This is a genomic window from Lacticaseibacillus paracasei subsp. paracasei (genome assembly GCF_000829035.1).
GTDB lineage: Bacteria > Bacillota > Bacilli > Lactobacillales > Lactobacillaceae > Lacticaseibacillus > Lacticaseibacillus paracasei.
The window spans coordinates 2760100-2779520 of the sequence record NZ_AP012541.1 but is presented as its reverse complement, the minus strand read 5'-3'; the positions used below and the strand labels follow the sequence as shown (position 1 = coordinate 2779520).

General features: G+C 45.7%; 15 protein-coding genes and 3 pseudogenes. 13 read left to right on the top strand and 5 right to left on the bottom strand.

The genetic code is table 11. The features are described from left to right. Positions 1-18 precede the first annotated feature (18 nt). On the bottom strand, positions 19-939 hold the full coding sequence (locus tag LBPC_RS13635; RefSeq protein ID WP_003574021.1) for an IS30 family transposase: 921 nt from the start codon (positions 937-939) through the stop codon (positions 19-21). Positions 940-1049: 110 nt separating this feature from the next. Here LBPC_RS13635 and LBPC_RS13630 point away from each other — a divergent pair. From LBPC_RS13630 to LBPC_RS13615, 4 genes and pseudogenes are all read left to right on the top strand, one after another. Beyond that, positions 1050-1253: pseudogene (locus LBPC_RS13630) on the top strand (PTS fructose transporter subunit IIA); the annotation flags it as partial. Then, complete coding sequence (locus LBPC_RS13625) at positions 1253-1600, top strand: preprotein translocase subunit YajC (RefSeq protein WP_003662554.1); 348 nt, start codon at positions 1253-1255, stop codon at positions 1598-1600. The pseudogene LBPC_RS13630 and the gene LBPC_RS13625, both read left to right, overlap by 1 nt. After that, on the top strand, positions 1539-3464 hold the full coding sequence (locus LBPC_RS13620) for a heparinase II/III family protein (protein WP_032781159.1): 1926 nt from the start codon (positions 1539-1541) through the stop codon (positions 3462-3464). Before LBPC_RS13625 ends, LBPC_RS13620 begins: the two co-directional genes overlap by 62 nt. A gap of 254 nt (positions 3465-3718) precedes the next feature. After that, the gene (locus tag LBPC_RS13615; RefSeq protein ID WP_003567918.1) at positions 3719-3877 is read left to right on the top strand and encodes a putative holin-like toxin; all 159 of its coding nucleotides are present in this window, start codon (positions 3719-3721) and stop codon (positions 3875-3877) included. 667 nt (positions 3878-4544) lie between these two features. Here LBPC_RS13615 and LBPC_RS13610 read toward each other — a convergent pair. Together LBPC_RS13610 and LBPC_RS13605 are read right to left on the bottom strand one after the other, a co-directional pair. After that, the gene (locus LBPC_RS13610) at positions 4545-5297 is read right to left on the bottom strand and encodes a hypothetical protein (protein WP_003662559.1); all 753 of its coding nucleotides are present in this window, start codon (positions 5295-5297) and stop codon (positions 4545-4547) included. Between the two features lie 460 nt (positions 5298-5757). Further along, positions 5758-7440 carry a glycoside hydrolase family 13 protein gene (locus LBPC_RS13605; protein ID WP_003662562.1) on the bottom strand — a complete coding sequence of 561 codons (1683 nt, stop codon included), beginning with the start codon at positions 7438-7440 and terminating at the stop codon, positions 5758-5760. 506 nt (positions 7441-7946) lie between these two features. On the opposite strand from LBPC_RS13605, the gene LBPC_RS13600 reads away from it, so the two are divergent. Then, on the top strand, positions 7947-8795 hold the full coding sequence (locus LBPC_RS13600; RefSeq protein ID WP_032781161.1) for a class I SAM-dependent methyltransferase: 849 nt from the start codon (positions 7947-7949) through the stop codon (positions 8793-8795). Positions 8796-9050: 255 nt separating this feature from the next. Here LBPC_RS13600 and LBPC_RS13590 read toward each other — a convergent pair whose 3' ends face one another. Then, a complete protein-coding gene (locus tag LBPC_RS13590) occupies positions 9051-9848 on the bottom strand; it encodes a DeoR/GlpR family DNA-binding transcription regulator (protein ID WP_016365829.1) in 798 nt (265 codons plus the stop codon). Positions 9849-10053: 205 nt separating this feature from the next. Here LBPC_RS13590 and LBPC_RS13585 point away from each other — a divergent pair, with 205 nt between their 5' ends. The 5 genes and pseudogenes from LBPC_RS13585 (at position 10054) to LBPC_RS13565 (ending at position 13463) form a co-directional block, all read left to right on the top strand. Next, on the top strand, positions 10054-10533 hold the full coding sequence (locus LBPC_RS13585; protein ID WP_003576630.1) for a PTS sugar transporter subunit IIA: 480 nt from the start codon (positions 10054-10056) through the stop codon (positions 10531-10533). A 31-nt stretch (positions 10534-10564) separates the two neighbouring features. After that, positions 10565-10885 (top strand): annotated as a pseudogene (locus tag LBPC_RS13580) (PTS sugar transporter subunit IIB). Positions 10886-10916: 31 nt separating this feature from the next. Beyond that, positions 10917-12509, top strand: a complete 1593-nt coding sequence (locus tag LBPC_RS13575; protein WP_003567901.1) for a PTS galactitol transporter subunit IIC — start codon at positions 10917-10919, stop codon at positions 12507-12509. Further along, positions 12502-12738: a hypothetical protein gene (locus LBPC_RS13570; RefSeq protein ID WP_003567899.1), complete on the top strand. Its 237-nt coding sequence runs from the start codon at positions 12502-12504 to the stop codon at positions 12736-12738. The genes LBPC_RS13575 and LBPC_RS13570 overlap by 8 nt, the downstream gene beginning before the upstream one ends. Then, positions 12735-13463 (top strand): class II aldolase/adducin family protein, encoded by a 729-nt coding sequence (locus LBPC_RS13565; protein WP_003662576.1) that lies wholly within the window; start codon positions 12735-12737, stop codon positions 13461-13463. Before LBPC_RS13570 ends, LBPC_RS13565 begins: the two co-directional genes overlap by 4 nt. A 257-nt stretch (positions 13464-13720) precedes the next feature. Here the strand turns inward: LBPC_RS13565 and LBPC_RS13560 are convergent, their stop codons facing one another. Further along, the gene (locus LBPC_RS13560; protein WP_003567895.1) at positions 13721-14446 is read right to left on the bottom strand and encodes a GntR family transcriptional regulator; all 726 of its coding nucleotides are present in this window, start codon (positions 14444-14446) and stop codon (positions 13721-13723) included. Positions 14447-14671: 225 nt separating this feature from the next. Between LBPC_RS13560 and LBPC_RS13555 the strand changes: the two genes are divergently transcribed. The 3 genes and pseudogenes from LBPC_RS13555 to LBPC_RS13545 all read left to right on the top strand — a co-directional run. Next, entirely contained in the window at positions 14672-15997 is a 1326-nt protein-coding gene (locus LBPC_RS13555; RefSeq protein ID WP_016365850.1) for a PTS sugar transporter subunit IIC, read from the top strand. Positions 15998-16045: 48 nt separating this feature from the next. Further along, complete coding sequence (locus tag LBPC_RS13550) at positions 16046-18685, top strand: glycoside hydrolase family 38 N-terminal domain-containing protein (protein ID WP_003662581.1); 2640 nt, start codon at positions 16046-16048, stop codon at positions 18683-18685. Continuing rightward, positions 18682-19389: pseudogene (locus LBPC_RS13545) on the top strand (glycoside hydrolase family 125 protein); the annotation flags it as partial. The gene LBPC_RS13550 and the pseudogene LBPC_RS13545, both read left to right, overlap by 4 nt. Between the last annotated feature and the right edge of the window lie 32 nt (positions 19390-19421).

The following is a 19421-nucleotide window of genomic DNA, read 5'->3' as shown; positions in this document are numbered from 1 at the left end:
TAGATTGCAATAATAAAGTTACCACCTAGAAAGAGGCTTGCTCACTGCTTGAACTGGGGTTTGCCAACGGAGACATTTTCTAGGTTTGTTATTGATAAGCGCTGTGGCTTGTTGAATATCGGTCTCTGAAACCTGATCAAACTGTGTTCCCTTCGGGAAATAGTAGCGAAGTTCTCGATTGAACCGTTCATTTGTGCCCCGTTCATTCGGGTGATAGGCGTGGCAAAAGTAAACCGGTATCCGATAGCGCTTTGTAAGCGCCTGATCGCAGGAAAACTCTTTACCGTGATCAACCGTCACTGATCGAACCGGACCCGGAAAGTCCACCATCAGTCTTGCAAATCCCTTGAGAACAGCATTTTGTGATAAGTTTTCAAGCTTAGTTGTCGCCATTAAACGTGTCACCCGATCGACAATGGTCAAAACAGCAGCCTTTGACCCGCGACCACCGCGAACTGTATCCATCTCTAAATGTCCTTTTTCGGTTCGCCGATTAGCTGACTCACTGCGAATCTCAATTGAGGTGCCTACTGCTTGGTTATAGCGCGACCGAAGGTCTTGTCTTCTTTTATGACGTTTACCGTGATCAAAGAGTTGGCTTGGCTGAAAATCGACTTGTCTTTGATAAATCCAGTGGTAAATCGTGTGTGGCGCACAGTGAACGGCATAACCGACCATTTCAGGGGACCAACCTAGGTTTAGCTTCTCAGTTACCATCCGCTTCAACTTAGGCGTTAAAATCGAGTGCCGACCACAACGATGCCGACAAGTATCGGCATGATCCTGAGCTATAATGGCGCAGTAATCACCTTCAGGGCAACGGTGAAGCTCATGCCTAATAGAAATACGAGAGCGGCCTAAGGTCGCGGCGATGTATTGAATCGTGTGGTGTTGCATCAGTTCTATCTGAGATCGTTCAATTAAGGTTATAATGGCCATGGGACCTGTCCTTCTCTCTAGATGGTATGTTATGCAAACACCATTTTAGCAAGAACGGACAGGTCTTTTTTCACATTTTCTGGGTGGTAACTTTAATTATGCAATCTAGGTCAAGTGCACCACTCAATTTGATGTTAGATTTGTATGCCAAGAGCTTGACTGGGTTTGAAGATGACACGATTGAAGGTGAGCTGCAGCACACCTTGACGCTTTCGAAACAACTGATTGAGATTCTGCCCGACAGGATGAACACAAATTCAGCAACGGCGCCGGTTCCGGATATGACACATCAAGATGAAGGGGATGGTATCTGATGACCTTCTGGCAAATTATTTTAGCTATCATGGTCGTCCTTGTTTGCCTGCTTTATTTGGTTGCCATTCCTCTGGCAAAACGTCATGCCATGCAAAAACAAGCTGATGCTGTTGATCAGATGCACGCTAATTTACAAATAGGCGATCAAATTGTCCTGATTGATGGCATCTTAGGTAACATACAAAGCTTGAATCAAGAAGATGTTCAGGTTGAAATCGCTGAAAAGACAGTGATAACGGTTAAGCGGATGGGAATTGCTGGGGTGGTGAAGGAGGTGTCAGGGCATGACAAAGCAGCGTTGGGCAAGTTACATTCAGCAACTAGCGCAGCAACAACATCTCACTAAAGACGCAAAGACAAATGCCGATTGGTTATTAAATAATATCTTTTTGTTCGATAGCCCTTATGCGATGGAACCCACTCAGATTAGCTATACCATGGATCCAATTAAATGGCAGGAGACGCCTAATGGCGATCCTGAATGGCTGTACATGTTAAAACGTCAAGAGTACCTTTTGGATCTTTTGGAAGCTTTCTATACGACTGGTCAAGTTAAATATCAAGCCAAAATGAAAGCCCTTCTTTTTTCTTGGATCGATCAGAATTTGGCGTTACCCGAAACATGGCGAACAATTGACACAGGCATTCGATTATTAAATTGGACATCCGTTGTCGCCAATCTGGTGGAAAGTGAGCAATTAAATGCATCGGAGTCGGTTTCTGTTCATGATGCGGTGAAGGTTCAGGCTGACTATCTCCGCCAAAACTACACGGAAAAGTTTGATATCAGTAACTGGGGCATCTTAATCACGTCAGGTATTTTAACGTATGCGGCAAGATTCCCTAACGTCGTTGATCGCGACACGGTTACCTGGGCGCAACAGCGATTTGAGGTAGAACTGGATCTTCAAGTGGACACGCAAGGCATGCAGTGGGAACAATCGCCGCTATATTTGTTAGAAGTTTGGCGCAGTTCGTTGGCGGTCATTGCTGCTCAGCAACGAGCAAAACAGACGGTGCCCCCGAATATTTTACAAAAAACCCGTGCCATGCAGTGGATGATGGCGCAATATGTCAAACCCGATCTGACATTGCTACAGCAAGGTGATACCGATGCCATTCGGATTGACAGCTTGTTCAACAGCTCCGCCGCTATCTTAAGTCAGCCAGCACAGTTGCAAGATCGATTAGAACCAGTTTTCGACTTTGTTTTATTAGAACTGGCGCATCAAGCATGGCAACTAGCAGCCAAAAAAACCGAACTTCCCCAACAATTTGCTGCACCGATCAGCGGCAATTACTTTTGGCGCTCAGACTGGGGTGAAAACGCTGATTATTGGCATTTATTCAATGGCAATCTTGGCAGCGGTCATGGTCATGCGGCCTTGGGGCACCTTGATTTGGTGATGGACGGGCATGACGTGCTTGTCGATGGCGGCCGATATACGTACGTTGATGGCACCGAACGCCGTTATCTGAAATCCGTTGAAGCTCATAACACTGTCATGCTGGATCACAAGCCTTTCAGTTTGCCAAAGGACTCATGGAAGTATCAGTATGCTGCCACACCTGTTACGAATCAGGTGATTGATTTTAGCGCCGGCCAGCTGATTAAGGCAGTGTATATTGATCGCGCCCAGCAAACACCAGTGATGGTTGTCCGGTATTTAATCAATCTTGCGGAGGAGAGATTGCGGCTGATACTGGACGTTGTTAGCGACCCTGGCTATCACACACTTAAACGTTTCTGGCAGATTGCGCCTGACCTGACAGTGACTAAGCAAGCGGAAGGGTATCAGTTAGGCAACGTAGCTAGCCTTGCTGTTACTGAGAGAAATATATGGAAGAGCCGGCAGTTGTTCTCACCACGATACAACGCTCTTGATCATCTGACACGTTTGGAATCTGAAACGCTATTCAAAGATTTTACCGCACAAGCCGCAGTCTTTTCACCGGCTAATCCTGACATAACGGTGACGCCGGTCCAAATACGCCATTCTGGTAACGATGATGAGATCGTTGATGACCGGTTAGCAACCGGATTTCGGGTTGATCTGGGTCGGGATGTGAATTATTTGGTGACCTTACAGTCAGAGAATACGATTGTTGGCCGCAAGCTGTATTGGTTTGATGGAACTGAGGCTTATGGGAGCTTCAATCTTTTTAAGCGAAAGGGTCAACGAGTGGAAAAGCACTTTCAGCTTTTATAGTAGAGACGGTTTCTTAAAACCATCATGGTAGAAATTTGAACAATTGGCTGAGATGATGATAGCAGCGGCAATTTTATACATCGGTATCGTAAAGGCAATCCCAGACATCTATTGCGATTTATGTGCTCAAACCGGAAAATAAAAAACGCCTGTAACCTTTACGGCTCTATGCGTTCGCCCGAATTGAATGGTATGATAGCGACAGCAGAGAAGTTAATGACGGTTGGCAAATCCAATCACAGGAGCTGGTGCTTATGAGTCACGCACAAAATCCAGTGAAGGGAGGTGTCTGGTTGTCCGTTGCGGATGCAATAACCATTATGTTAGCGTTTGGCAGTTTTGTACTGTTGCTCGTTGGCACAGTGGTGATCCTTGTTCGCGCAATTCTTGACAATCAAAAAGACCGTCACTAGATTTCTGGGAGAAGTCTAACGGTCTTTCCTGATTGTTATTCAATGCCAGCCGTCTTAAACGGCTCTGCTAGGGGCGTGTCTGTTACCCGCAGGCACGCCTCTTTATTTACTTATTTTAGCACGAAAAACCAACACAGAACAACCCATGCACGGTAAATAGATTCCCGGCCAAAGGCTAACGGTCTTTCATGATTTGGCTCACTTTAGTATGGTAAAGCAGCACAGAGAGAACTAGGCGTGGTCCAATTCGAAAGACCAAAAGACTGCCAATTGCCTTGTGGGAGCATTTTATCCATCGTTAATTAAAGTCAAACAAAAACCCGCGAAATCATGCGGGTCTGCCTATGTATTGGCCAGTCGGTGGGAGGCCGGCTGACGATTTCTACTTTGGAGGAGTAAAAATGAAAAAGTTGGGTTGGGGTTTGTAGGAATGAGTGGGTGGCTCATTTCTATGTTGCTAATACTACAGGCTAGGTGTGACGAAATTGTGAAGCAAAGATGGTCTTTGTGTTATTCAAATACAGAAAAATAGCAGATTTGAGTAGCTAGTAAAAAGGACTAAGCTATTGCTCTTTATTTTTGAGTCACCCTTGGCATCACCCTTAAATTTTGGCTTGCATACTGAATTTGTGAGAATCAATTTAGCTGTTTCCTGGCAAAATTGGCATTACTCTTGGTCAAAGTCAATAAAACGGTTGATGTTGATTTTTTGAACAGCGACCATGCCTCCATGTGAATTAATCCAGTCGTTGACCGTTTTAAATGAGACGCCAACGGTATTGTGGAGTCCAGGATCGGGAACGTAGCCGTTGGCGTCGTCATCAACTTTTCCATATGTCAATCCTTCAGGTCGGTGACCATCTGCTTGCATACCTAGTTCGACGTATGAAAATACTGGTGCTGCAGCACTTACTTGAGAAAGATGAGGCGCTACTAAATAAGGTGTACTGCCAATGCCTGCGGACATATCTTTTACAAAGACCACATCAACGCCGCTACTCGAATAAACAGCGTCTCCGGGGTAATTACTGACGCTTTTGTCGTTAAAATATTGCATGTTGCCTAATCCGTAATAGATAGCCGCTTTTGCTTGGCCAATTTTGCTCAACTTATCGAAGTCAACATGATTAACGGCTTCTGCTTTACTCTTTGCTTCAGATGCGACAATGGCTGATGAAGCTACCGCGTCTTTTGACGTTTTATCTGCATAAAATTTTGAGTTTGCGGTGCTTTGTGCTTCCGAAACAGAGACTTGCCACTTTGACGCTTTCACTTTTGATGTCGATATACTTGATACTCTTGAGCGCCCTAATGATAATCGGCGTTCTGCGTCGTTTTTCTGAATGAGTATGACGCCAAATGTAATCACCAATAAAATGGCGACACCTGTGATTGTTATCACCCATGTTCTTTTCTTCAAAACGAATACCCCTCCAAACTCACAATACCTGTTCTTAATGATATAAACCGCCTAGGGAAGTTGTGCCTATTGCTAAATAAAGCCAAACAAAAACCCGCGCATTCATACGCGGGTTTGCTTATGTATTGGCCAGCCGGTGGGAGGCCGGCTGGCGATTTCTACTTTGGAGGAGTAAAAATGAAAAAGTTGGGTTGGGGTTTGTAGGAATGAGTGGGTGGCTCATTTCTATATTGCTAATACTACAGACTAGGTGTGACGAAATTGTGACGTTGAAATGCTCATTGTGTTATTCATACAAGGTGAAAATTTGACCGCTCATAAAGGCCAATGTGGTGACCTGAAGCGATTGGCCTTGTCACTTGAGGTTAGGTGGTGCAGAGAGTTCTAATCCAAACCATCGTTATACTTTTGCGTTAAAATGACGCTTTAGTTTTTGTCACAGATATTGAATATTGGTTCTTTAACGCCGTTCGCCAAGATAGCTGCGTGTTTCATAAGGCCGCAAAACGTCACCACGATCGTCAGCATAATTACTGATCATTAGCCGTGCGTTTTTAGGCAAGCGCGTGCTAATTGGGCGGGATTGTTCCTGATCGGTGAAGTTGTTGATAACGAGCAACTCTTGATCATCGGTAAAACGCCGATACATAAAGACATCTGAGTCGTCTGGATCCAATAACTCATAATCACCATAGACAATGAGAGCTGGGTATTGCTTGCGCAGCTGATTGAGCTTTTGATAGAAGAAAAAGACTGAATCAGGATCTGCCAATGCAGCCGCTGCATTGATGGTCTGATAGTTTGGATTGACCTTGATCCAAGGGGTACTTTTTGTGAAACCCGCATGTTGCGTGGCATCCCATTGCATTGGTGTGCGGGCGTTGTCACGCGAGCGCCGATGGATCCGTTTCAGCATGTCTTCAGAGGTCAGTGCATGCTGTTGATCAACGAGCTCGTGCCAGGCATTTAAAGTATCAAGGTCACGGTAATCGTGAATGGAGGAAAAATCGATATTGGTCATCCCCAGCTCTTCGCCTTGGTAGATGTAGGGCGTCCCTTCCATCATGTGCAAGGTTGCGGCGAGCATTTTCGCTGAGCGAACTCGGAAGGCTGGACGATCATCACCAAAACGCGAGACGGCTCGTGGTTGGTCATGATTGTCCCAATACAAACTATTCCAAGCTTTTCCGTGCAGGTCGGTTTGCCATTCGGAAAGCACGCGCTTAAGATCGGTCAACTTTGGCCGATGCAAGGACCATTTCCCAAACTGTGGATCATCGTCCAGACCCATATGCTTAAACTGGAAAACCATCTCTAGTTCGTGCCGATCAAAGCCGGTATATTTCTCTGCCAAAACAGGTGTGACACCGGGGGCCTCACCAACCGTGATGAGATCGTATTTTGATAACACCGTTTGATTCATTTCCCGGAGGTATTCATGAACATGCGGGCCATTTGCAATGAATCCCAATGAACTGCCATTAGGATGTTCAACGATGTAAGGATCATCAGTGAATTGCTCGGGTTTCGAGATCAGGTTGATCACGTCCATTCGGAAACCATCGATACCTTGCTTGCACCACCATGTCATCATGTCGAACACGGCTTTCCGTACTGCAGGATTCGTCCAATTGAGATCTGGTTGCTTGGTCGCAAAAAGATGCAGGTAGTATTGACCGACTTCTGGCACATAGGTCCACGCAGAGCCACCGAAATCAGCCCGCCAGTTGGTCGGTTCATGACCGTCAACTGGATCGCGCCAAATATACCAGTCATGGTGAGGATCGTTGCGACTTTGCTTGGCAGCCTGAAACCACGGATGCTCATCAGAAGTATGATTAACCACTAAATCCATCATGACTTTCAAGCCACGTGCATGTGCTTCGTTTAGCAAATGCTTGAAGTCCGCCATCGTGCCAAACTCTGCCATAATTTTTTCGTAATCAGCAATGTCATAGCCGTTATCAGCATTAGGTGATTTATAAATCGGGTTGAGCCAAATAACATCAACACCAAGCTGCTTGATGTAATCTAGGTGCTCGACAACCCCGGTTAGATCACCAATGCCATCATTGTTACTGTCTTGAAAACTGCGTGGGTACACTTGATAAACAACAGCTTCTTGCCACCAGCTTTTGTGCATATGAATGCCTCCTTAAATGCGTTCACTGGCGCAGAAACCATCACGTAAGGGCCTTTGGTCGCAATGATGAAGAAGCAGCCATCACGCCCAAGTCTGCTTATACGCCGGTTTCTAACTGCACCAGTTCACGCGCGCTCGTTTTTGACGTCAATTTCAGTATAAAGGTTCATAACCATTACCCAAGTGAAAATGACGTAAAAATGTAATCATAAACAATTATTAATTTCAAGTTATTGTGCGTCAGTCGGTAGCGTGAATTCACGATTACGTGGCACGCGATATTTAAATGGACTTGGTTCGTAATCTTCAAAATTAGTTGGTTTTTTGCTGATAGGGTGGCATTAAAGCGACAAGCAATTGAAAAAATAGCTCACACATGGTTGATATTTTGCATCACATCTTCAAATGAGATATTTTTAGTACTAACAAACCGCAGCCACTGAGGTATTCCCATCATGACAAGGACCATACGGACTTTAACTTGCATCCTCAAAAAGGAGAACTTTATGTCAACAAATCACGATATTCAAGACAATCTCAGCAATTGGGATGACCGCGCCAACATCCATGCCGGTGGCGGTTATGGTGACATTGCTGGCTTTATTAACAATCCAAACGGTGTGACTGGCACAGTTAAGCGCGATTTAGAAGTACTCTTGCCGCACTTGCCAGCAAATTCGGTTAAGGGTCAGCGACTGTTGCATCTGCAAAGTCACATTGGCACCGACACTTTGAGCTGGTGGCGCCTAGGCGCAGTCCATGTTCATGGCATTAATTTTTCGCCGAATTCATTACATTACGCCCGTGACATTGCCAAGCAGGCCGGCGCGGATATTACTTATGTCCAAAGTGATGCGCGTTATGCCGCAAAGGCGCTGGCTAATGAAGCTCAGGGGTTTGACGTGATCGTGACTAGTGCGGGTACCATTACTTGGCTGCCAGATTTGCAAGATTGGGCTAATTCAATCGCGGCATTACTTGCACCAGACGGGATTTTCATGATACGTGACAATCACCCGCTTTTGTTCGCACTGGATAATGACGGGTTTACCATCACGCAAAATTATTTCAGCGGGGCCGAAATCTCTTACGATTCAGATGGTTCGTACACGGCGGGATCGAAAGGGCTAATCCAACACACCCGCAACCACAACTGGGCACATGATTTTCAAGAAATAACGAGTGTGCTACTGAAGGCTGGTTTAACGATTGAAGCACTGGGGGAGCAGCCCATCACCGATTGGCAGGCATTGCCGATGCTGACGTTCAATCAGGAAGAAGATGGTTGGCAGATGCCGGCTGATCTGCCACAAATTCCGTTGACGTTTTCGCTGGTGGCTAGAAAACAAATATGACAAAGAACCTACCTGAGTAAAAATTGCTCGGGCAGGTTCTTTTTAAATACTGCGACTAAATGAGTCTTTTAGTTAACTTATTTTCCCGGAGCGTGGGTCTCATCAATCACGCGTACTGGTGCGATTGGGAGCGTTTTGAACTGCCTTTTTTGTACGTGATCGTGGTTTCTAAGCAACTGAAATTTGGAATAGTCAGCTTGAGTGACTTAGCTTTGAACTGGGGAAAAAATGATTTTAATTATGGTGATGAGCAAATCAATTTTTAGGTGTTTGGCGATACTCATGCGGATAGGTCAGCAGAATATGATTTTTTTCAAATAGATTTTGATAGGCGGCATTTGGCTTTTTATCTGTGATGATTTCATCAATTTGATTCATGTTCGTAATGCGAATGTAGTCACTTTGATCAAACTTAGTTGAGTCAATGCCGAAGATAACACACTTGGCATTGGCAATCATGGCTTCTTTGACTGCTGCTTGCTCTGGATCGGCAACATAAATGCCGCCTGCATCGATGGAACCGGTCGAAAGCAGCGCAAAGTCCGGATGGAAACTCTGGATTTCCTCGATGGTCGTTGAGCCAAGGGTCGAAGCCGATCGTGGGGCCATTTTACCGCCAATGATAATGGTTTCGATATTGTTCAGTGAATTGAATTGTAGCCCCATGTTGACGTTGTTTGTAATCACATGCAGGCCGACTTGATTGTGCAACAGTTCAGGCAAGCTGAAAAAAGTTGAACTGCCGTCAATGAAAAAGGCGGCGTTGCTAGGAATCTTGTCAGCAATTTGATGACTGATAATCCGCTTGAGCCGCGCATTCTCGTTGCGGCGCTTTTCGTAGGTGAATTCAATGTTGTTACCTTGCAGGAGCTGAATCATCCCGTATTGGCGTTGAATGATGTTAGTGTTTTCAAGCTCAATCAAATCGCGACGCAAGGTGGACTTACTTGTGAATATTTGTCGACTGAGTTCAGCCACACTAATTTGCGGTGTTTCACGCAAAATTCTGATGATGTCATTTAGTCTTTCAAACTTAGCCGGTTTTTGTGACACAGTTAACACCTCCAATTTATGAATTATTATGAATCTATATGAACAAATTTTAACCGCTTTCATGAACCATTGTCAACCTTGATGACTTCCACTTTACAGTGTAGACAAAAGGATGTAAGCGCTTTATCATTAGCTTTGGGAACGAGGGAAAGGCTCAAAAAGTTCCAAATGCTAAGGCCACTCGAAAAGATGAGGTGATATAAAGATGGACTATAGCACAATGATTCACAAAGATTTAATTTTTCTCAACGAAAACGCTGCCGATCGAAAAACACTGTTTAGAGATGTTGCCAAGAAGATTCGCGCGGCTGGGTATGCTAAGGACACTTATGAAGCTGCCCTTAACAAACGCGAAGATGAGTTCCCGACTGGGGTTGTTTTTCCTGAGATCTCGGTCATGTTACCGCATGCCGATCCTGAGAACGTGAATGAGCCGTTTATGGCCATCGTCAAAAACGCTCAACCAGTTCGAGTACTGCAAATGGGTTACAACGAGCCTGAGGATGCAACGGCGATGTTTTTCTTGGGGATTACCGATGCCAGTCAACAAGTCGGGTTATTGCAGGTTTTCATGGATCTGTTGCAAGACAAGGCGTTTGTCGCCAAGTTCAAGGCAACGACTGATCCTGAAGCAATGTATCAATTCTTTGTCGATACGTTCAAGACACAAGCTGCTAACAAATAACTGATCCAATCAAAACAAGGAGCAAAATATTATGGCTAAAATTGTTGTTGCATGTGGTTCGGGTGTAGCTTCCAGCGAAGCAACCGCTAGTCGAATCAAAGATTTTTTTGAAACCAATAACGTTAAAGGCATTTCGGTTGATGCGACGGATTTCAAATAGTTACCGGAAATTTTGCATAACTATGATGTGTATGTCTGGATCGCTAAACCGAATCAACAGTTGGAGGAACTGGCCAAGGAAAATAACATCGCTGTTGTGAATGGGATGCCGATCTTCATGAACATGAATCCTGAAAAATCCTACAAAGAAATTGTTCAAGCATTGAAGAACATGCAGGCTGCTGGGAAATAACAGCCCATTCTACTAGAGGAGGTGGAAAATCGTGACAATCTTAAAAGACGTCGTTAATTATATCCTGAATTTGGGTGGACCGGTCTTCGTGCCATTGATCATGTTGATTCTGGGTCTGGTTGCCGGGTTGAAGTTCAAAAAATCAATTGTGGCCGCTTTGACCTTGGGGGTTGCTTTCTCCGGCATGACCTTGGTCGTTAACTACATGATGGAGGCTATTTCACCAGCGGCAAAATCCATGTCCAAGCTCTTCCATTTGAGCCTGAATGCGATTGATGCCGGCTGGACCGGGGTTGCTGCCATCACTTGGTCGTACAAGTCCGCGTTCCTATTTTTCCCGTTATTATTAGCTATTAACTTCGTGATGTTGACGTTCAACTGGACCAAAACCCTGAACGTTGATATGTGGAACGTTTGGAACAAGATTTTCACTTACGTCGTTGTTTTGTACTTTACGCACAATGCCTTCTTCGGATTCTTAGTTGCCGGGATTCAAATTGTTTTCGAACTGAAAGCAGGTGATATGTGGCAACGGCATATTGAGGATTTGACAGGCATGCCGGGTGTCACAGTACCGCATTTTATCACCTTATTCGCGGTCATCTTGCAACCGCTTAATAAGTTGCTTGACTTTATTCCGATTATGAACAAGCCGTTTGACGCTGATGCGTTGCAAAAGCGAATTGGTGTCTGGGGTGACAATACCGTCATGGGTGCCTTGATTGGGGTGCTATTAGGCTTTGGTGCCGGGTATTCCGTTTCTGGCTCCTTGAACTTAGCGATTAAAGCGGCAACTGCGATGACTTTATTCCCAATGATCTCCAAACTTTTCATGACCGCCTTATCACCAATTGCTGATGCGATGAGCGGCTTCATGCAGAAACACTTTAAAGGTCGTGAGGTTTATATCGGCCTTGATTGGCCAATCCTTGCCGGACGTAACGAATTGTGGGTTACGGTGATCATTCTGGTGCCGATCATGTTGGTCTTCGCCATGATCTTGCCGCACAACACCGTCTTGCCATTCGCTGGCATCATCAACTTGTCCTTTGTTAACGCTGCGTTGTTACTGACTGGGGCAAACCTGTTGCGGATGATCACATTGGGCATCATTACTACGCCGATCTTCTTATATGGTGCCACGTACTTTGCGCCAGTTATCACGAACTTGGCCAAATCAACCGGCACTGTTAAAGTTCAGGCTGGTCAGCAGCTTTCATGGTCCACATTTGAAGGGCCGGACTTCCGCTTGTTCTTCGCGCAAGCTTTCAATGGTCAGTGGTGGGCAATCGCGTTGGCGGTTCTTTGGACACTCGGGTTCATCTGGTTGTACCGCGATCAAATCAAGATCAAGTTACCGAGTCAACGTTACGGTGCACTAGCGCCGGTCACGGCCGCAGCTGCGCCAACAGCACCGGCTTCAACCAGCAGTGATGCTACCGATGTTGATCTGAGCGATCTCAGCGGTTTGGACTTCAGCGATGCGAAAGCGTCGAACGAATCAAAGAAGGCTGCCAAAGATAAGCAAAATGATACAGCTGATGATGTTGATTTGAATGACATTAGCGGACTGGATTTCAGTCAGACCAGTCATGATAAGAAACGCGGTGATAAAGGTGAGTAAAACCTTAGCATCATTCTTGGTTTTCCTAGATACGATTGGGATATCAATTGCTTTGCTAGGCGGTAACACATGGTTATGTCTCTTGATGGGAATTGCCACCGTGATCCTTTACGTCAAAGTCAATCCAATTTTGTTTGGCGATTATGATCGCAAACGCAAGGAAAAGATTGAAAAAAGACGGGAAGAGTTATTGGCGCGTCGGACAAATAAGGAAGGAATTTCAAAATGACCGAACAATATGTCTTTGACAATGAGCGGAAAGATTTAGCCGAAGTGGCCCGCGAAATGTTCATGCGGAAGAATACCAATGTTGCAGGTGGCAACATTAGCGTTCGGATCACCCCTGACAAGGATTTTGATTACGGGGATATTCATATTAAAGCTGGCAAAGATTATCTGATTATGACGCCAACCATGATGTCTGAAGCCTGGTATGCCAAGTTGCAACCAACCCAAATTTTGGTGGTTGATCTTGAAACCGGCAAACTGATTGACGGCGTTGGTCGTCTGACCCGTGAAATCAACATGCATGAAGAAGCTTATCGGGCCAACGACAAGATCCGTTGTGTCTATCATTCCCATGCTGAAGAATCCATGTTCTGGGCAACAGCCGGATTGGATATGCCAAATGTCACCGAAGTTACTGAAGAAGTTGGTCCGATTCGGGTACTGCCATACGCACCAGCCTGCTCCAAGGAACTTGCAGACACGGTCTACAATGGCCTGAAGGAAGTCGGAGATGCGGCAAAAGAGCACATCTTCCTCTTAAACAGCCATGGTGTTTTGATCACTTCCGAAGACTTGCATCATGCCACAGAAATTCTGGAAACCGTTGAATGGAATGCGAAGATTGCTTATCAACAGACGGTCTTCATGAAACTGGGATTGTTAGAAAGCTATCAGTCCTGCGGTAAAACAACTGATGGCATGTTGAAGGAACCTTTGAAAGCCTAGCGGTGGTTAAAAACTGAATTTAAACAATGTAGCAAGACAAGATTAGAACAAGTTAAAACTGGTAAAGAAAGCCGGACAAATTTTTCCATGCGAGGAAAATTTGTCCGGCTTTTGTTGTCTCATAGATTACCTGTCGAGGATTGCGGAGTTTGGCACGGCAAAAGAAACGTTAGTCTGGCCCTTTGCGTACAGAGGGACCGTTTTCCTCATCTTGGCTGTCAGTAATCACAGCTTCAATGAATTCGCACAGCCCCAAACTAATGCGGTAAATCCGGCAAGCGGCGATGGATATTCAAAACGAATCGCGAGTGGTCGCGGATGAAGCTTGAAACCGAGTATTCAAATGCGTGACCTTCTTGATCATAGGCGGTCTGCTCGATAACCAGCACTGGACTGCCTTGTTTGATTTGGAGTGCCTCGGCTGTTTCTTCATCAGCTTCGGTGGCATACAAGATGCGTCGGGCATCAGTTAACTGAACGCCCTTACTGCCAAGGTAATCATAAATCGAGCCCTTCAAGATTTTCTTGTCGAGCGGCGCGATGTTGGTCGGCATGGTGGTGTGTTCTAGACTGTAAAAATGCCCGTTCACGAGGCGAACTCGTTTGATATCGTAGACAGGTTCATTACTTTTAATGCCAAGATTTTTTTGCTCAGTTGCGCTTGGTAAACGGGCGTCAAAATAAAGCAGCTTGCTGGTGATTTTTTGATCACGATGCGAATAAGTCACGCCAATTGGCGCATCAAGCGGCAACAATTCCTTGTCGTCGTCTGGTGCTTGAGCGCGCACAAAGCTGCCTGATCCTTGTTTGGTATAGATTAGCCCTTCATCTTGCAACATACGAAGGGCTTTTTTGATGGTCAAACGACTTGTGTGGTAGGTTCTGGCGAGAACTTCCTGAGTTGGCAGCGGTTTGCCTGCGCGATAATGATTTGTCAGGATGTCTTTTTTGATGTCGGAATAGATTTCCCAATATAGATACAACGATGTCACCTCAGCTGGATTATTTGTTCACTAATTGTAACACAAGTCAGATATTTGGCATGTCATTCTGTTAATTATTTGAATATTTGTATATTAACATTTTTCTATTTCTCAAAATTTGTATACACAAGATAAAAATAAGTCTTTACAAAAAATGAAAGCGCCTTTAAACTGACAATATCACAGCGCGTTGTCCCAACAAAATCTACTTAGGGGTGGTTAATGATGAAGTTCAATGTTGATAAGCTTCAAGAACCGTTGCTTAAAGCATCAATGTGGGTTCAAAACAACACGATTTTACAGGCGGTCAAGAACGCCTTTGTTCGAACGATTCCGTTTACAGTGATTGGGTCTTTTTCTAACTTAATCAAGATGCAGTTGGATGCCTTGATTAAGTCTCAAATTCTTCACTGGGGTTGGTTGACAAGTATTAGCAATTTATTCGGTTATTTAGGCGTCGCAACTCTTGGCATCGTTGGGTTGATTGTCGTGATCTCAAGCGCCTATTCCTACGCGGTTGAATTAAAACAGCGTGACGAAAACAAGAGTATGAACATTATTATCGCCACGTTGTTAGCCTTCTCTGCATATTTTGTGATGGTACCCAACAATGTGAACTTTGCCGATCCTAAGGCGAAGGTGATTGAAGGCTTCGCGTCATCACTTTTTAGTTATGAAGGGATGTTTACCGGCTTGATTGTCGGAATGTTGGCTGTTGCCCTTTTCGCGGCATTTAGCCGTTCCAAATTCACGATCAAAATGCCCGGCAGCGTCCCACAAAATGTTTTTGATTCATTTTTTGCCTTAATTCCAATGGCAGAAGTGTTGTTGCTCTTTGGGCTTGCTCGAATTGGATTGCAGGCGATGGGGTATGCAAGCTTAATTCAATTGATCGCGACGGTCGTGATTAAGCCGCTGTTGACCGTGGGCACAGGATTACCAGCTATCATTGTTGTCATCTTACTAGAACAAATTCTGTGGTTCCTTGGCTTGCACGGCTTCAACATTGTTTGGGGGATCGTATCGGCCTTCTGGTTACCGCTATTCTTACAAAATGTTGCTAAGTTTGCTGAAACCAAAAGTTTTGCCGATATTTCGATCGCGCCTAACACCATGACGAATGTGTACGCCATGATTGGCGGTTCCGGTGCTACCTTTGGCCTCATCATTGCCATGTTGATTTTTGCTAAAAAAGGCGAAAAGGAGCGCGAAGTTGCAAAATTGGCGCTGGTGCCAGGTTGCTTCGGTATTAATGAACCGGTGATCTTCGGACTGCCAATTGTTTTGAATCCGATCATGTTCATTCCTTGGATTGTCGTACCGCTGTTTAATGCCCTTGTGGCTTATGTAGTGACGTCAATCGGTTGGGTTGTGCCGCTGGTGGTACTTAACTCGGGTAATGAACCGATCTTCTTTAGTACCTGGATTCTTGGCGGCTTGCATATGAGTCCCGTCATTCTCGCCTTGGTATTAGTGATCTTTGATGTTTTCCTTTACGCACCGTTTGTCATTATGAATCAACGCAACGAGCGACAAATGGCAGCAGCTTAATGAGTTGCAAACTTAACGAGCGATAAAGAATAGAAAGAAGTTTATTTGATGCAGAAAGTTCATGTTATTGCCCATACACATTGGGATTTCGAATGGTATTTCACGCGCCAGCAAGCACGGGTTCAATTTGCCTATCACATGGCAGAAGTCTTACAGGCACTCGCCGATAATCAGCTGGATAGTTACCTTTTAGATGGGCAATTGGCGATTGTCGACGATTATCTGCAGACAAACCCGGATAAACGAGCAGCCATGATGCGCTTTGTCAAAGCACGGCGGCTTTTCATTGGCCCTTGGTACACTCAAATTGACGAGATGGTAACGAGTGGTGAAGCCATCGTTCGTAATTTGCAGCTTGGCCACAAATTAGCGGCTGACTTGGGCGGCGTCATGAAAGTTGGCTATCTGCCTGACTCATTTGGTCAAGGACAGGATATGCCGAAGATTTATCAAGGTTTTGACATTACCGCCACTGTCTTTTGGCGCGGGATGCCGCATGAAAAGAATGCCCGTTACTTCTACTGGACGGCTAATGATGGCTCAAAAGTTCTAGCGGCTAATATCAAGAATGGTTACTATGCAGGCGTTGACCTAATTGAAAACGATGATACGGCGGCTTTGCTACACCGTATTGCCACAGATACGCAAGCACATGACTTAGCGCTGCCAGTGGGTGGTGATCAACGAGCAGTCGACTTTAACTTGAAGGATCGACTTCAGTACGCCAATCAGCAGACGTCCGACTTTGGATTGGTAGAAGACAACTATCCGGATTTTTTCAAAGCTTTAGCAACAAGTTCTGATTTGCCAACCTATCAAGGCGAGTTCATTGATCCGTCAGCATCGAAAATTCATCGCGGCATTTATTCATCGCGAGCAGATTTAAAGCATTTGTACGATCGGCTTGAGCATTTGATGGTCGATGTGGTTGAACCGATGATGGTGATTGCGGCTCATCAAGGCATCGAAGCGCAAGATGGGATGGTGGCTCATATCTGGCGTGCCATCGCCCGTGGCCAAGCACATGATTCATCAGGCGGCTGCAATTCAGATGCGACGAATCAAGATATTTACCAACGCGGTGTTGAGGCGCTACAACTGGCAGAATCAGTCCGCGATTATCTTTTACGCAAACTGGCTAGCGGAGCACCGGCATCGCTAAATGTCTTTTTCTGGAATCCAACGGTGCGGCCCGTTCATCAAAATGGTGAGATCACGCTGGCAACGCGTGGCAAGCATTTTTCACTTAAAGATGAAAATGGTGAAGTTGTCACGTATGAAATCTTAAAACAGGTGAAAGTTGATAACGCCGTTTTGCGGCGCGATCCAGCACAGGAAAAACCTGATGTTTATTATCGGACAACGATTGTCGTGCCATTGACAATGAAGGCGATGGATTGGGTGGGCTTCACGCTTGAGGAAGCGAGCCAGTGCGTAACGGATCGTCAGCCGAGCACAACGATTAGCAACGCCTATTACACGCTGACATTCGACAAGGGCCAGCTGGTGTTGGTTGATCGACGCACGAAGCAATCGTTTGTGAACCCGATTCATTTTGACGATGGCGGTGATGAAGGTGATACCTATGACTACTCGCCGGCTTTTCAAGACTGGCTGCTGGACTTGACGCTGGCTGAAGCCGAGGTCACGGGTCAGCAAGGGAAACTGGTAAGCGAACTTGTCTTTCGTGGTCAATGGCAGTTGCCAAGTGATCTAGCTCAACGTGCAGCCAAAAAGGCCAGTGTCGAGATGCCGTATGTTTTGGTCTTGAAGTTGGCCGCTGATGATCCGGTGATTCATTTTGAATTTACCGTTGAAAACACCGTTTGTGATCATCGACTCCGTTTAATTCTGAATACACCGGTGCAAGCACAGACGAGTTTTGCCGATACGCCATTCGGAATTGCCGCTCGTCCGGTGATTGATCCACATCTCAAAGATTGGCGCGCCATTGGTTATCATGAAGAACCGACGGCATTGCGGCCGCTCATTCATTTTGCCAATACGCACGATGACAAAACGAGCTGGACCTTCTTAGGATTAGGCGAAAAAGAATTTCAGTTGATTGGTGATCAATTTGACCAGTTAGCCGTTACTATGTTCCGCGGTGTCGGGTACCTTGGCCGACCTGACTTAAAACGGCGGCCTGGTGATGCCTCTGGCCTGCAGACCAAGTATGTGCCGACGCCTGATAGTCAACTTTTAGGGACCCGGCAAATGCAAGGCGGGATTTGCCTTGATGCTGATTTTGTCCCGGCGGAATTGCAACGACGGGTTCAGTCGTTGGCAATTGGCAGCCTTGGCTATCAAACACAGACGTTGGATCGTTTCACCACGCCTTTGCAATACTTCCCGATCAACACTAATCAGACAAACCTAGTGCATCAGTCACCTGTGCAACTGGTGAGTCGCGATCTGGTTGTGTCGAGTGTCAGTGAAACGCCTGACCATGCCGGCTACCTAGTTCGCGTTTATAACCCGACCGATGTCACTGTGGCAACAGCAGGAGACTTTATCCTTGAAGTTGCGGCAAGTATTCGTCAATTGAATCTCAATCATGAAACGAAGCAAACGCTTGCCACCGATGTCACCACATTTAAGCTGCCAGCCTTTAAGCCGGGAGAGATTCGGACGTACGGTATCTATCCGCGACACATCAGCTTAGCATCGAAAAAGGAGTCGTTATGACTGAAGACAGCCGACCGTTAGCAGCGGCACTTACTGCTTTTGCTGATGAGCATCCATTACCATATGCCCCGGCTCAGCAAATGTTTCGCACTTTACTGCCGGATGCGCTGATGAAGGCCACAAGTCGGCAGGCGGATAGGACCTACTTTGTTGCGACCGGCGATATTCCGGCGATGTGGCTACGAGACGCAACCTTTCAAGTGTTGCCTTATGTACAGCTCATCAAAGACGTGCCCGATTTAAAGCCGATTCTTGAAGGTGTCCTACGACGAGAATTGGCGTTCGTGCAGCTTGATCCGTATGCCAATGCCTTTAATCAGACGGCCAATGCGGCTCATTGGCGCGATGACGATGAAACCAATATTTCGGTTTCACCACAAGTCTGGGAGCGCAAGTTCGAAATTGATACGCTATGTGCACCGTTGCCGTTGGCGTTGCGGTTGCATACTGAAACAGGCGATGCAGCGCTGTTTGATGCGACTTTTTGGGAAACATTCGCGGTCATTTTAGATATTTTTGAACAGGAACAGCATCATGAACAGTCACCCTATTTTTTCCGCCGGCGTGACACTGCAGCTAACGATACTTTGCCAAATAACGGTTATGGCACCCCTGTTGCTTATACTGGGCTCATCTGGGATGGCTTCCGGCCGAGTGATAACCGGTGTGAATATGGGTACCATATTCCAGCCAATTTGTTTGCCCCAGTTTACAATTCAAGTGCAACACCCTGACG

What these genes read in the sequence shown, in the direction of transcription:
- LBPC_RS13635 (WP_003574021.1), bottom strand. Translation starts at nt 939, where the DNA reads ATGGCCATTATAACCTTAATTGAACGATCTCAGATAGAACTGATGCAA.
- LBPC_RS13550 (WP_003662581.1), top strand. Translation starts at nt 16,046, where the DNA reads ATGCAGAAAGTTCATGTTATTGCCCATACACATTGGGATTTCGAATGG.
- LBPC_RS13585 (WP_003576630.1), top strand. Translation starts at nt 10,054, where the DNA reads ATGGACTATAGCACAATGATTCACAAAGATTTAATTTTTCTCAACGAA.
- LBPC_RS13555 (WP_016365850.1), top strand. Translation starts at nt 14,672, where the DNA reads ATGAAGTTCAATGTTGATAAGCTTCAAGAACCGTTGCTTAAAGCATCA.
- LBPC_RS13615 (WP_003567918.1), top strand. Translation starts at nt 3,719, where the DNA reads ATGAGTCACGCACAAAATCCAGTGAAGGGAGGTGTCTGGTTGTCCGTT.
- LBPC_RS13605 (WP_003662562.1), bottom strand. Translation starts at nt 7,440, where the DNA reads ATGCACAAAAGCTGGTGGCAAGAAGCTGTTGTTTATCAAGTGTACCCA.
- LBPC_RS13625 (WP_003662554.1), top strand. Translation starts at nt 1,253, where the DNA reads ATGACCTTCTGGCAAATTATTTTAGCTATCATGGTCGTCCTTGTTTGC.
- LBPC_RS13620 (WP_032781159.1), top strand. Translation starts at nt 1,539, where the DNA reads ATGACAAAGCAGCGTTGGGCAAGTTACATTCAGCAACTAGCGCAGCAA.
- LBPC_RS13565 (WP_003662576.1), top strand. Translation starts at nt 12,735, where the DNA reads ATGACCGAACAATATGTCTTTGACAATGAGCGGAAAGATTTAGCCGAA.
- LBPC_RS13600 (WP_032781161.1), top strand. Translation starts at nt 7,947, where the DNA reads ATGTCAACAAATCACGATATTCAAGACAATCTCAGCAATTGGGATGAC.